Source organism: Paenibacillus sp. FSL H8-0034 (genome assembly GCF_038000305.1).
Lineage (GTDB): Bacteria > Bacillota > Bacilli > Paenibacillales > NBRC-103111 > Paenibacillus_S.
In genome coordinates this window covers 6,452,130-6,466,810 of record NZ_JBBOBS010000001.1, presented here as the reverse complement: position 1 = coordinate 6,466,810, position 14,681 = coordinate 6,452,130, and the positions used below count along the sequence as shown (strand labels likewise).

At 46.8% G+C, this 14,681-nt stretch carries 11 protein-coding genes; 10 read left to right on the top strand and 1 reads right to left on the bottom strand.

Translation table 11 applies throughout. From position 1 onward, the window contains the following. Nucleotides 1-31: 31 nt before the first annotated feature. The 10 genes from NST47_RS29015 (at nucleotide 32) to NST47_RS28970 (ending at nucleotide 13,202) form a co-directional block, all read left to right on the top strand. Nucleotides 32-1,804 carry a sensor histidine kinase gene (locus NST47_RS29015; RefSeq protein ID WP_341159781.1) on the top strand — a complete coding sequence of 591 codons (1,773 nt, stop codon included), beginning with the start codon at nucleotides 32-34 and terminating at the stop codon, nucleotides 1,802-1,804. Continuing rightward, nucleotides 1,797-3,419: a response regulator gene (locus NST47_RS29010; protein WP_341158237.1), complete on the top strand. Its 1,623-nt coding sequence runs from the start codon at nucleotides 1,797-1,799 to the stop codon at nucleotides 3,417-3,419. Before NST47_RS29015 ends, NST47_RS29010 begins: the two co-directional genes overlap by 8 nt. A gap of 116 nt (nucleotides 3,420-3,535) precedes the next feature. Then, a complete protein-coding gene (locus tag NST47_RS29005) occupies nucleotides 3,536-4,408 on the top strand; it encodes a carbohydrate ABC transporter permease (protein ID WP_341158236.1) in 873 nt (290 codons plus the stop codon). 6 nt (nucleotides 4,409-4,414) lie between these two features. Then, nucleotides 4,415-5,311, top strand: coding sequence for a carbohydrate ABC transporter permease (locus NST47_RS29000; RefSeq protein WP_341158235.1), 897 nt, complete (start codon nucleotides 4,415-4,417; stop codon nucleotides 5,309-5,311). A 26-nt stretch (nucleotides 5,312-5,337) separates the two neighbouring features. After that, nucleotides 5,338-6,726 (top strand): extracellular solute-binding protein, encoded by a 1,389-nt coding sequence (locus NST47_RS28995; RefSeq protein WP_341158234.1) that lies wholly within the window; start codon nucleotides 5,338-5,340, stop codon nucleotides 6,724-6,726. Nucleotides 6,727-6,800: 74 nt separating this feature from the next. Further along, entirely contained in the window at nucleotides 6,801-8,264 is a 1,464-nt protein-coding gene (locus NST47_RS28990) for a hypothetical protein (RefSeq protein ID WP_341158233.1), read from the top strand. A gap of 39 nt (nucleotides 8,265-8,303) precedes the next feature. Beyond that, nucleotides 8,304-9,569, top strand: coding sequence for a sialidase family protein (locus tag NST47_RS28985; protein ID WP_341158232.1), 1,266 nt, complete (start codon nucleotides 8,304-8,306; stop codon nucleotides 9,567-9,569). A gap of 111 nt (nucleotides 9,570-9,680) precedes the next feature. Then, nucleotides 9,681-10,979, top strand: coding sequence for an IS110 family transposase (locus NST47_RS28980; protein WP_341154505.1), 1,299 nt, complete (start codon nucleotides 9,681-9,683; stop codon nucleotides 10,977-10,979). Nucleotides 10,980-11,395: 416 nt separating this feature from the next. After that, the gene (locus tag NST47_RS28975) at nucleotides 11,396-12,139 is read left to right on the top strand and encodes an RraA family protein (RefSeq protein WP_341158231.1); all 744 of its coding nucleotides are present in this window, start codon (nucleotides 11,396-11,398) and stop codon (nucleotides 12,137-12,139) included. Nucleotides 12,140-12,185: 46 nt separating this feature from the next. Further along, the gene (locus tag NST47_RS28970) at nucleotides 12,186-13,202 is read left to right on the top strand and encodes a sialidase family protein (RefSeq protein ID WP_341158230.1); all 1,017 of its coding nucleotides are present in this window, start codon (nucleotides 12,186-12,188) and stop codon (nucleotides 13,200-13,202) included. A 169-nt stretch (nucleotides 13,203-13,371) separates the two neighbouring features. Here NST47_RS28970 and NST47_RS28965 read toward each other — a convergent pair whose 3' ends face one another. After that, nucleotides 13,372-14,430, bottom strand: coding sequence for a bifunctional 3-deoxy-7-phosphoheptulonate synthase/chorismate mutase (locus NST47_RS28965; RefSeq protein ID WP_341158229.1), 1,059 nt, complete (start codon nucleotides 14,428-14,430; stop codon nucleotides 13,372-13,374). Between the last annotated feature and the right edge of the window lie 251 nt (nucleotides 14,431-14,681).

The window sequence follows — 14,681 nt, the reverse complement described above, 5'->3', positions numbered from 1 at the left end:
GAAACAGATAGGGGTGATTTAAGTGGCAACGATGGCAGGTTCACTTCGTAATATGAGGCTTAAATCCAAATTAATCGTATCCTTTGTACTACTTATTGTAATATCCACGTCTATCATCGGCTGGATATTTTTTCTTATTTTAAAAGAAACCATCGTAAATGAAGTGGGTCAATCTGTCCAAGAGGTACTTAAGCAAACGATGCAAAATATTGATTACAAGCTCAAGGATATTGACGAATTGTACGTTAACATCGTATCGAACAAAGAGCTGCAAATCATTATGGAATCCGATGCCTCTACCGACTCGGTCAGAGCAAATTATGAAAAAATATTTTACGAAACGGTGTATCCGAGTATTTTTGGTGGGCGCTCTGAACAGATTCAATCCGTAAGTTTTTTTGGCCCATACGGCCTGAACTTATTCGTGAACACCTCCTATGCCAATCGGACAAGAGAGGAAATTGAACAAACGGCCATTTATCAACAGTCGTATGCGGCCAAGGGCAAGCCCTTATGGCTGTTTGCCAACAAGGACATATTCTCCAACCGCGATTCAGGGCCCAAGGTGATTTATAATGCGCGAAAAACATTGGGCTTGTTAGCTCTTAAAGACTGGGGGCTTATGCTGATTGGTGTCCGCGAAAGCTTTATATTTGACAGCTTCAAAAACATTCTCACGGATATGAAAGCGATTACGTATATGGTTGACGAGAATGGATTCATTATTTCTCATGTTAACAAGGATCAGGTTTCCACCAAGGCAGATCCTGATGTATGGAGGATGATTACCGGCTCGTCCAATGGAAGCTCACTGATTATGCTGCAAGGCACGATGTATTCCGTTCATTATTTTACATCGCAATATACGGGCTGGAAGCTTGTTACGATGATTCCGCAGTCTATTGTCTACAAGCATATTGAGCTGGCCAAAGGCACGATTGTGATGATTATACTTATTACCGTGGCGTTATCGATTCTACTGTCCGTGTTCATTTCATCCAGCATTACCCGACCGCTCATGAAATTAATTCGTCATATTAAAAAAGTAAGGGATGGGGACATCCACACCAAGGTTCATCTGGGAACACAGGAGGAATTTGGGGAAATATCGGAGAGCTTCAATGAAATGACGGAAGAAATCGGGACCCTGATCCACAAAGTGCGGGATGATGAAAAGAAGATCAGAGAGGCGGAGCTGAGGGCCTTACAATCTCAAATTAATCCGCACATTTTGTATAATACGATGGATTCTATTTATTGGATGACCAAAACAAAGGAATATGATGAAATTGCGGAAATGACAACGGCATTTGCCCAATTTTTCCGGCTGATTCTCAATAAAGGCAGCGAAATGACAACCATCGCCAAGGAATTGGAAACGATCGAGCACTACCTGACGATTCAGAAGCTGCAGTTCAAAAATAAATTTGAGTATGCGATTGAAGCCGATCCCCATGTACTGGAGGAAGCGTGCATTAAGCTCATTTTGCAGCCATTGGTGGAAAACGCGCTGCTGCATGGCATCAAACCGTTAAAAAATAAACGTGGGACGATTAAAATTGTAGCCAAAAGGGAAGGTCAGTTCATCCTGCTGGAAGTTATCGATAACGGAATCGGGATGGATTTGGAACAAATTGAAGCGCTTCTCGAGCCGCCTTCGCAAAACGGAGGTTATGGCATTTATAACATTAATGAGCGGATTCATTTGGCTTATGGAGAAGGATATGGCTTACACTTCGCAAGTCGGAGAGATGAAGGGTCCCACATACAAATCATACTTCCAGGGGGATATATCGATGTATAAAATGATTCTGGTGGACGATTCGGAACGCGTGAGGACTGGTCTGAAAATGAGTATGGATTGGTCCAAGCATCAGATTGAGATTGTTGGTGAGGCTGAAGACGGTGTCGAAGCGATGGAGTTGATCATGGACCAGAAGCCGGATTTGATCATCTCCGATGTATTGATGCCTCATATGAACGGATTGGAGTTAACGGAAAAGGCGCTGTGCATCGTACCGCATGCGAAGGTGATTTTGTTAAGCGGCTATGATAATTTTCCCTATGTGCAGACGGCGATTCGCAATGGTGCTTTTGATTATTTGTTGAAACCGAGCACAATTGAAGAGTTATTCGCCATCATCGAAAAAGCCAAGCAAAGCCTGGAGCAAGAAAGGAGCCAGGTGAAGGACGTTGTACAATTAAGGCAGCAGCTGCTGCATAGCATCCCTGTGCTCAAGGAAAGGTATTTGCGCTACCTGCTTTCCGGCCAAATGTCTTTATTGGATATAAGAAACAGATGTGACTACCTGGACCTTTCCATCGGCAGCCATTTATTTGCATGCCTGGTTGTAGAGATCGATGATGAGGATGCTGTAGCACAGAGTGCCCGAATTCGTGATAAGCAGCTCTTATTATTTGCTTTTCGCAACATTGTAGAAGAGCTGCTTCGGGAACAATTATACGCCGAGATCGTCGAAAATTACGATAACCAGCTCATAGTGATCGTTAGCCGAGCAGAGCCTATGGAAAGTAAATATTACTTGGAGCTGCTGCAAGCGATAGCAAGAAAAATAAAATATTATATCCAAACTTATTACAAGGTGTCTGTTTCTATTGGAATTGGCGGCATCTACGATGAACCGGAATGGATACCGGAATCCAACAAACAAGCGGTGGAGGCTGTCCAGTATCGTCTGTATTCAGGTAAAGAAAGCATCGTGTACATCGGTGACGTCACATATCAGGCTTCAGTTGAACATACCGTATATCCGTATGACCTGGAAAAACGATTGTGCCTGGCTTTGAAGATCGGGGATGTACACGGAGCAGTTGGGTATGCAAGGCAGTTTTTGCGCGCTATTGTCGACGACTTTACCCCAACTCCTGATCATTTACGCAAGATTTGTCTACAGCTGGTCTACGCGCTGCTTCGCCAATTAATCGAGTGGGATCTTTCAGATGGGAACATCATGGAAATCACGGCATTGGATGAACAAATAAAGAAAAGGAAAACCATTGAACAGCTTGAAATGTGGCTTTTACATTATGTCAACGATCTGGCCCATAGCATCGAAAGGAAAATGCAGCAGCGTCATGTTTCGATCGTTCAGAAGGCAATTTCGTTCATGGAGTCGCAGTATGCGCAGGATATCTCCTTGCAGGACGTAGCCGACGTTGTCTATTTGACACCTAATTATTTCGCCAATTTATTCAAGGAAAGGACCAATGAGACGGTTTTGAATTTTTTGGCCGATATTCGGATCAACAAAGCCAAGCAGCTGTTAAAGCAATCCGATTTGAAAATATTCGATATTTCCAGCCAGGTCGGATATACCGATGCCAAGTATTTTGGACAAGTGTTTAGAAAAAGGGTAGGTGTTACCCCGTTGGAGTATCGGAAAATGCAGCCCAATTGAATAACATTACAAACCAATCATAGGAATTTCACCTATTTATCCATGTGCAAATTACGGATAATAAGAGCAAGGGATGAGCATACAGGGGGTGAACGATAATGATCCCGAAAAGAAATATGTTAGTAAATAAACATACGGTTGGCTATTTGTTTTTGCTTCCTCTGATCCTGGGGGTCGTTACCTTTTCCTTGTACCCGATAGGAGAGGCTTTCCGTATCAGCTTGTATCACCATAACGGGGTAAGGGGGATTTGGGCAGGGTTCAGCAATTATGAATTTATTTGGTACGATAAGACCTTTTGGCGTGCACTTCGTAACACGATAATCATGGGTGTCATGGGGCTTGGAATGGGATTGCCTCTGAGCTTTATTATCGCTTCATTGATTAACGGTATCGCTGCCCGCAGGATAAGCATTCTGTTCAAAGCAATTTATTTTTTGCCGAATGTGACTTCAACGGTTGCGGCCTCAATTGTATTCCTGCTGCTGCTGTATCCGACGGAAAAAGGGATTGCCAACTCGGTGTTAAGCTGGTTTGGCGTGGCTCCACTCGGATGGATGGCAGATCCCAGACTCGCACAGTTTAGTGTCATTCTGATGGATACGTGGCACGGGTTGGGTTATTCCGTATTAATCTGGCTGGCAGGACTTCAAGGCATTCCGCGCGATCTGTATGAGGCTGCCAGCGTGGATGGTGCCAAGAGAATACAGCAGTGGTTCTATATAACGATTCCCGGAATGAAGCCCGTCATTTTCTTTATGGTCGTCATGGGTACGATCAATGCTTTTAAAAGATTCGGCGATGTTTTCGTGATTGGGGGACCGGATGGAAACCCGGGCGGATCGTTGTTTACACTCATGCTCTACGTATACCGATACGGCTTCTACACCTATGAGTTTGGCAAGGCTGCTGCTGCATCGTATGTGATTTTCATTATTATTTTGCTGTTTACTCTTTTTAACTTTAAAGCGTTTCAAAATAAGGATTAACCGGAGATGAGACATATGACCCTGATGTCCACTGCAACAAAAACCGGGGTGGTACTGCAATCGAGGAAAAAAGTGGATAGGCTTGGAAGGCTTGTGACCCTGTTATTCCTATTCGCCGGCGGCGTAATGATCCTATTTCCCTTCATTGTTATGCTTTCGATTAGCTTTGACAAGGATGCAATTTTCGAATTCCCTTTTCCCTTTCGCTTGATCCCGGAGCACCTCAGTTTCGAAAATTTTAGAATTGCCATCATCAATACCCATATGCCGCGATTGTATGTAAATACGTTTATGATTGCTGTTGGTGTTATTGTGATTAGTACGTTTTCAGCGCTGCTCGCGGGTTATGCGTTGTCGAAGCTGAACGTCAAGGGTGGCAAAATCATACTGCTGGTCGTGCTGGCTACGTTGATGATTCCAAGTGAAGCGACATTAATCCCGCTGTTTATGCTATTTAAGAAGCTGCAGCTTATCAACACCTACTGGGCTTTTTATTTGCCGGCCATCGCTAATATATTCGGTACCTTTTTGGCCAAGCAATTTATGGACGGCATTCCTGGCGAACTTAGGGAGGCTGCCATTATCGACGGTGCGGGAGAGTTCCAATGCTTCACTAAAATCTATTTTGCTTTATGCATGCCAATCGTCGCTACCTTGATTATTCTCACCTTTCTGAACGTATGGAACAGCTTTTTGTTCCCGCTCATTATGCTGAATGATCCGGCCAAGTACACGATTCAAATCGGAATCGCTTTGCTTAACGCACGCACACAAACCGGACAATCACCTCCGGGTCTGAATATGGCCGCCACGGTATTGTCCATCATTCCTGTTCTGCTGGTATACCTGTTTTTCCAGAAATATATCATTCAAAGCGTTGCCCATTCAGGTATTAAACAATGAAACATCCACTTATAAGGAGTGATACGATGCGAGTGAATAGATGGAAAATGACACTGATGCTAACAATGTGTTTACTGCTTTTATTTTTAACTGCTTGCGGCGGTGGGGGGACAGGTGACAATAGTGCAGCTCCAGGTCCCGCAGCAAATGCGGATAATTTATCCGGTGTTGTCAAGTTTGCTGTTTTTAGTTATCCGGTTGATGACGGTATCGATCCGGTAACGGGCAGCAATGTCAAAGGGATGAAAACGATGCTGAAGCCATTTTTAGACAAACATCCGAAGCTGACTGTGGAATATATTGAAGTTCCGCAAGATAACAGAAAGGCGAAGTTTCAATCTTTATTGCTTAGTGGAAGTGTGGATGTGTTAATTCTGGATTCGTCTATCGATTTTTATAACCAAGGGTTTCTGATGCCTCTGGACGATTACTTGAAACGGGATAATTGGAAACAAAATTATTACGATTCTTTATGGCTGGACAAAGAGCGCTTTACGAATGCTACCGATGGTAAAGTCATGGCGTTGCCGGGAATCGTCAATACGAGTACGGTTATGTATGACAAGCAAATATTTGATGATTGGGGTGTGGCACCGCTCAGTGATAAACCAACCGCTCAGGAAATATTGGAAAAAGCGGCCAAGCTGACGGGGATCAATCCCAAGACCGGCAAACAAACCTACGGCATGTATTACGATCCGCGCAGCAGCAGTCACATGATGCTCGATTATTTCTCAGATGGGAACGGTGTAGAGCTAGGCGAAACCGACTGGGCGAACTTTGGGAACAGTAAACTGAATTTCAATACCCCGCAAATTAAAAAGAGTTTGCAAACCTTGATCGATATGAACTCCAGCCTACCTCCCGGATATGAAATTGGACGCGGCTTTGAGAATTGGGGGAAGGTCGAGAACAATGTAGCGATTTGTTTATGGTGCAGCAAAACGGATGAAATCCTCAAAAACAAGCTGCAGGATCGTTATGTCGTGACCAAAGGGGTACGGGACAAGAACGGAAAAACCTCTTATGGTACAGCCCAAACGTATACGATGGCCAAAGACTCGAAAAATCCGGAAGCGGCATGGCAGGTGCTGAAATATATTACGGGAGCTGAAGGACAAAAAGCTATCTATGATAACTACAAGTACCTGCCTTCCTGGAAAAATGCCGATTGGGTCAGCGAAAAGGATAATCCTTATGCCAAACAATTGTTAACGGTCGTAGAGGATACCAAAAACGTGCTGTTTCCGCCGATCATGTTCTCACTTATTCGTCCTTGGATGGCAGAGCTGATATCGAGGGCTAATCATGGTCAAAAGTATGATCTGACAGCTGAAATGGCAGACATTCAGGAAAAGATTAATAAATGGGTCGAAGAGCAAAAAATCATCGATGCCTCCAAAAATAAAAAGTGATTCAAATCCGATAGAAATAGCAAAGAATGAGGCGGCAGCTGAAGCCTGCCGCCGTAAGAAGGGATGAATGGTGGATGAGCGTTCGTAAAGAGGACCCTACTTGGAGCTATTCAACAGCCAAGGGAATCGCCTATGCTTCCAAGGGTTATGGAGCCCCATATAGTGAGTTAAATATCGTACGGCTTGCTCCGGGAAACCGGCAGCTGCAGTTGGATTGGCAGTATGAGGGATTATGCAATTCCGATGAATTTGTTTACGAGGTCAAGCTGACGGCAGGCGAAGAACAGATAGAAATTCAAACTCGCCAACTACCGGGTGACGCCACTTCGATTTTACTTAGCGATCTGGATCATGCCGTAGATTACGAGGTTGTCGTTCGTGCCATCAGGAAGGATTCCAATGAGCGGTTGGCGGAAAGCCCGGCAAGAAAGGCGCGAACCGGAGAGGTACCCGGTATTGTTGTCAATTATATTCATCCCGATGACTACACGTATGACTTCTCGGGCCGTTCCCCGGCAAGCCCGTCCATCGTAAAGCTTGCGGATGGAACCCTGCTTGCCTCCCATGATGTTTTTTGGGGGCTGGGCGGACAAAATCTGAGCAAGATTTTTCGATCTACGGATGACGGTCAAAGCTGGTCATTCCTGTGCGATCTTTATCCGTGCTTTTGGGGGAAATTGTTTCTTCATCGCGGAGCACTGTACATGCTTGCAACAAGTACGGAATACGGCGCTTTGCTGATAGGCCGCTCTGACGATGGCGGAGCAACCTGGTCTGCGCCAACGGAGCTGATACCAGCCGGAAGCAGGGAGGAAGGCGGACCTCATAAAGCGCCAATGCCTATCGTTGAGCACGAGGGGCGGATTTGGAGCGCGGTGGAATACGGGTCATGGTCTCTCGGTGGTCATGCCACCGGAGTCATCTCTGCACCAGCGGATGCGGATTTGCTGGATCCGGCCAATTGGGCGATAGCTCCTTTTCTGCCATACAGTCATGAATGGCCGGGTGTCATTGAGGGTGGCAGACCATCGCTGCTGGAAGGGAATATCGTAATCGCTCCCGGTGGCAGGCTCGTCAACCTGCTTCGTTATAATACGGGCAAGGGCAATCCAGATTATGGAAGAGCTATTATACTGAATGTGAATACCGTACATCCTGATGCGGACTTGACGTTCGGCAGTGTCATTGACTTTCATGGCAATATGTCCAAATTCACGGTTCATTATGATCCTGTCAGCGGAAGATATTGGTCGTTAGTGAACAGAGTAACCTTGCCCAATGTATCTCAGCGCAATATATTGTCTCTGGTATCATCAGCCGATTTGGAATCGTGGCAGGTTCATACGGACGCTTTAAATTATCAGGATAACGGTTGGACAGAGGATGATCTTAAGGTCGGATTCCAATACGTCGATTGGCTGTTTAATGGGGACGATATGATTTATCTAAGTCGGACCGCGCTTAATGATGCCTACAATTTTCATAACGCCAATTATTTGACATTTCATACCCTTGAGAAATTTCGTGCATTTCTTTAAACCTATTATCGATCATATGGAAAGGTTGTGCGTTATGCTATGAAGCCAATACAACCGCTTGCCCAGGATTATGTAACTGTATATGAATCGCCCGATCCCGACAATATTTATACGTACAGTCCCGGCATTGCCGTCTTGCCGAATGGCAGGCTGGTCGCCACGCTTGATCTGAGCGGACCAGGTATGGACGATCTTCCGGGTCCAAAGCGTGTCATCGAGCACGGTCAATTATGGTTCGGTAAAATATTCACCTCCGATGATAAAGGAGCAACGTGGCAGTTTCGTGCGGACTTTCCATTCATGCATGCAAGACCTTTTGTAGCGGGGAATTCCATCTATGTCATCGGTCACTGCAACGATCTTGCGATAGTCCGGTCGGACGATAATGGAGAAACGTGGAGTGAGACCAGCTTTTTATCTAAGGGGGAGATTTGGCATCAGGCCCCTGCTAATGTCCTTTACGTTAAGGATCATGTGTACCTGGTTATGGAAAGAATGACGTTCACCGGTATGAAAATATGGCCATGCAGCATTCTTGCTCCTGTTCTCATGAGAGGTAGCATCGACAGTGACCTGCTGATCAGGGAAAATTGGACGTTCGCATCCGAGCTGGCATTTTGCGATACAGTGCCTGTGGATCAGCTGGATTATTTCGGCATTCCCTTTTATAATGCCGCACCGATTACGGGAACGATGATCGCCCCCGGACGCAATTGCGCGCCAGCCGGGTGGCTGGAGACGAATGTCGTACAGATCGTAGATCCGGATCATTATTTTTACGATCCCGAGGGACGCACCTTCCATCTCTGGATGAGGGCGCATACCGGTGGCACGGGATATGGCGCCATTGCAAAGGTTGTGGAGAACGACGATGGCAGTATGACAACCCTGCTGGAGCAGGTTCCTTCCGGTAAACATATCGTCTACGTGCCTTTGCCGGGTGGACAGATGAAGTTCCACATTGTTTACGACGATGTCTCGGAGATGTATTGGCTGCTTAGCACACAGGCAACGGATAGTATGACGCGCGCGGAAAAGCTTCCTGAGGATCGGTTCTGGACACCGAATAATGAACGACATCGGCTGCAGCTTCATTTTTCCCGCAACTGCATCGATTGGTGCTTTGCCGGTATGGTAACGATGGGTGCTTCGCAGAAGCAGTCACGCCATTATGCGAGTCTGGCCATTGACGGGAATGATTTGTATGTACTCAGCCGGACAGGGGACCATCGTGCCAAGGATGCGCATAATGTGAATCTGATCTCGTTTCATACGATTACCGATTTTCGAAATTTAATTTATTAAGGAGCCATTCCTGTAATGAAGTAATTTGAGCTTTGAATGAAAAAAGCGCCTCTAGTATACTGGGAACGTTCCGGGAAGAACAAAACCCACATACGAAAAGAGGCACTCACTATGAAGAATAAGCTAAAACAGAAACAGAATCAACGGATTACCCGAATTACCGAAAAAACACTGGTCGTTGGAGCAGATATCGCCAAAAAGGTTCATGTGGCTCGAGCGGTGGATTTCCGAGGCATTGAGCTAGGAAAAGACTGCGTGTTCCATAACGACCATACAGGGCTAACGAAACTGGCCATGTGGATGAAGGAACTCGGTCAAACACACAGCAAAACAGACATCGTGTTTGGCATCGAACCTACCGGACACTACTGGTTTCCGTTAGCGGCTTTCTTGCAAGATCAAGGCATCCAAGTCGTCGTTGTGAATCCGCATCATGTGAATAAGACGAAAGAACTGGAGGACAACTCTCAGACCAAGAGCGACTACAAGGACGCCAAAGTCATTGCCGATCTCATCCGAAACGGGAAGTACTCGGAGCCAAAGCTACCGACGAAGGAATATGCAGAATTACGAATTCTCATGAACCTTCGGGAGAAGGTGTCGGCTAGCTTGACTCAGGTCAAAGGTCGCATTGGTAACTGGCTTGATCGGTTCTTTCCCGAGTACACCACGGTATTCAAGGCCTGGGAAGGTAAGGCATCGCTCATGACGTTGCGATCATTTGCGCTGCCAGCGGATATTGTCCTGAAAGGGGCAAGAAGTGTTCTGTCTCACTGGAAAACGGAGGTCAAACGTGGCGTAGGTATCAAACGTGCAGAGGCACTCTACACGGCTGCTTCTGAATCGATCGGACTTACAGAGGGTGCAAGAGCTGCTCGGATTGAGTTGGACACGCTACTGGGGCAGTACGACCTGTTTTGTGAACAACTCGAACAGATCATCAATCAGGTTATGCACATACTCAGCGAGATCCCAGGGGCTGAACAGATGCTGAGCGTGCCAGGAATCGGAGCGATAACAGTAGCCGGTTTTCTAGCGGAGGTAGGCGATCTGAACAACTACGATCACGGACAACAAATCATACGGCTCGCTGGACTGAACTTGAGAGAGAACAGTTCGGGCAAGCGCAAGGGCAGGACAGGGATTAGTAAGCGAGGGCGATCACGTCTGCGTGCGCTACTGTTCCGCGCCGTGATGCCAATGGCTGCTAAAAACGAAGCGTTTAAGGCTCTTCATAAGCAATACACGACCCGTAGCCAGAATCCGCTCAAGAAGAAACAGTCCCTCATTGCCTTATGTGGAAAGCTGATTCGAGTCCTGCATACCTTGGGGACAAAGCAAAGAGAGTACAACGCGAAAGATGTACTCGGTCCTGTTCGACAGTTTCATATGCAGCTAGAGGCAGCTTAAAAACAAAGCAAATCATCTGTAACTCGAGTTAATTCACATGTGTTAGGCAATGACAACAGAAGCATCGGAGAAGCCGACGAACAACATTCCATAAGGGCAACGACCCCGTAAAGGAGCAAGAATCGGCATCCACCCCTTGAGAGGTAGAACGAAGGAATGTGAGGGCATAGACCCAGTGTGACATAGGAGGGTAAACCCCAAGGGTGAATGTGGAGATCCAACTGTGCGATCATATCCAATTATCCACAGTTTTGGAATCCAAACGATCCTAAGCTCTGTTCCTGCCTACGTCCTTACAGAAAATCAGGTGTAGGCTACATTCTGCACAACTACCACTCAAGGTGTCAATGTTGAAATACTGAGGATAAGCGAGAAAGCAGGAGAAAATATTACTTTATAGTAGGAGGAAGCTCAGTATGACTTTAACCCATAGCGAATTGCTGCAGCTCAAACGTTGGAATACCCCATCCGTCTTTAATGGCTGGGAACAAATCTCTAAGCACGATCGCAGAACGTGCTTTAACCTGGAGGAGACCAAAGACTTCATGCCTCATATGGGAGTTATGGTTGGATATGCGGTGACTGTAGTGTGTGAACCAAGCAACCCCGACCATCAGACCAGAAATCCGAACGCCCAGGTTGAATATCGCGAATATATAGCCAGCATTCCCGGACCGAAAATCGTGGTTGTTCAGGATCTGGATAAACCGTATGCGTATGGTTCTTATTGGGGGGAGGTAGGTGCGAATATGCACCGTTCTCTCGGCTGCGTCGGGACAATTACGGATGGAGCGATTCGCGATCTTGATGAAATGAATAATGCAGGATTCAAAGCGATTGCCAGCAAAATGTGTATTGGTCATGCCTATAGCTGGCCTGTGCGCTGGAACTGTGAAGTTGAGGTCTTCGGTACCACAATCAAGCCCGGGCAGTTGATTCATGCCGACAAACATGGCTTTCTCGTCATTCCCGAGGAGGATCAGGCCGGACTGCTTGACGCGACACGGTTTATGGATAAAAATGAGTGTGACACCGTTATAACATCAGGGCGCAATACAGCAGGTATCGAGATGAATGCTTTATTGCAAGGAATGAAAGAGGCAGGGAATCAGTTCGGAGCTGCAGCCCAAGCCCAATTCGGACGAAAAGGCGAGTGGTAGAAGCGATCCGACAACACCAGCTTTTTGAGGAGGCGAGGGGTGGTCCATGATGTTTACTCAAGCGGTCAAGGAATTAGTTATGACTGCCCAGGCACCATTCGAGAGCTGTCACGCATCCAGCTTGGCGATACTCCCGGATGGTGATATGTTGACGGCATGGTTTGCAGGGAGCAAGGAAGGAGCGGGTGACTCTGCTATCTGGTATTCGCGGAGACACAAGGGAACATGGACGTTTCCCATCCAGTTAGCAGCTGCTGACGGAATTCCTCATTGGAATCCCGTCTTTTTTTGGAAGGATCATGGCGAGCTTATGCTTTTTTACAAGGTCGGACAGCTTCTCAAGGAATGGAGCACTCAAGTTATCGTATCCAAGGATAACGGATACACATGGTCACTGCCGGTTGAGCTGGTAAAGGGCGACCGTGGAGGCAGAGGTCCGGTACGAAATAAGCCCATTGTGCTCTCGGACGGTACATGGCTGGCGCCGGCATCTACTGAGGACGGCATTTGGAAGGCTTTTGTCGACATTTCTGCAGATCAAGGGGCTGCGTGGATACGAAGTGGAGATATCTGGATCCAGGAGCTGGACTACAGCAGCATTGAAGCTGTGACAGGCAGCGATATTCCGGTTTCGGAGCAATCCTTTTTTGGCAGAGGTGTGATTCAGCCTACACTTTGGGAGTCGCAGCCCGGGAAGGTACATATGCTGCTGAGAAGCAGTGAAGGTTATATGTATAGGAGCGATTCATCAGATTCGGGACATATCTGGTCCAAGGCATATCCGACACCGCTTCCTAATAATAACAGCGGTATTGACCTAGTGAGAATGGATAACGGCGTGTTGATCCTGGCCTTTAATCCGGTTGGGGTCAATTGGGGGCCACGTACGCCTCTGGTGCTAAGAGCATCCTATGATAATGGACATACATGGGACGATGAATTCGTTCTGGAGGATCAGGAGGGAGAATACTCTTACCCTGCCATTATTGCCGACGGAAAGCGTATATTCATCACTTATACCTGGAAAAGAGAAAATATCGCGTTCTGGCAAATCACCTTATAAAGGAGGTGGTTTTACCATTTTATGTAAAAATCAAAGATCCATGAGAACGGAGAAAGATTTGCTCTCCAATCTCATGGGTCTTTGGGTTTATTCGATTATAGCTGATGCTCAATGGTAACTGGCGCTGCATATCTGATACTTGTACATGAGGATAGCGAATACGAATAAACTATATTTGGAGCTCCGCGTGGAAGCGATGGAACTCTTCAATATTGAGCTGCTGGGCTGCATCGGACAAGGCAGCCGCAGGATCGGGATGTACCTCCACCATGATGCCATCTGCACCCGCGGCCAATGCGGCTTTGGCGCAAGGGGCGAATATTTCTTTGCGGCCTGTTGAATGGGTAACATCCACGAGAACCGGCAGATGGCTCTCCTGCTTCAGAATCGGAACTGCCGATATATCCAGCGTATTGCGGGTTGCCTTCTCATACGTCCGAATTCCACGTTCAATCAACATCACTTGCTTGTTGCCACCAGCCAAAATGTATTCTGCCGCATGCAGAAATTCTTCAATAGTAGCGGCAAGGCCACGCTTCAACAGGATAGGTGTGCGTACTTGGCCTGCGGCCTTTAGAAGCTCGAAGTTTTGCATGTTACGCGCACCAATTTGAATGACGTCAATATATTCGCATGCCATTTCAATATGGGCAGGGTCGACGATTTCGCTGATTGTTTTAAGACCGAATTCGCTTGCCACCTCCTTCAAAATTTTCAACCCTTCTATTCCTAAGCCTTGAAAATCATATGGGGACGTTCTTGGCTTGAATGCGCCGCCGCGCATGACGGTAACTCCCGCTTGCTTCAATGCGGCAGCTACTTGACGCACCTGCTCATAGCTTTCGACCGAACAAGGGCCAGCGATCAGGACGGGCTTTCCACCTCCAATAGTAATATCTCCCAGGGTCACAATAGTATCTGCCTTCTGGTTTTTTCGGCTGACCAGTAATGGTTTTTTATGACCCGTTTGTTGAGATTCCGTAGTGGCTTGGACAATTTGCTTGAACAGCTTGCGGATGGCTTCGTGATCCAAAGGTCCGGTGTTACAGGCGACGAGCTCCTCCAGCATTTGCTTCTCCCTTACAGGATCGAACCCAGGAATGCCGTGCGTTTCTTTCAGATGCCTAATCTCCTGAGCAATCCGTGCCCGTTCCGACAACAACTCCAGCAGCTGTCGATTGATTCCTGTTAAATTTCCCCTTAATTGCTCTAAATTGATTTGATCCATTTTCATTCGCTCCCTCTAAATATGATTTTTGGCAAACAAAAAGACTCCTCGTCGCAAGGGACGAGAAGCCGTGGTACCACCCTAATTAGAACAACAGTTCCTGTACGATCAGGAATGCTATTCTCACTTTAGTCCCTTAACGCAGGGAGTTACGGGTATCCCTAAGAGATGCCCATATGCAGGCAGCCGTTCAGGAACCAGCTCGGGAGTGAACTTCGACGGATCGTTCGATCGGGTGCTTTCAGTCGGTG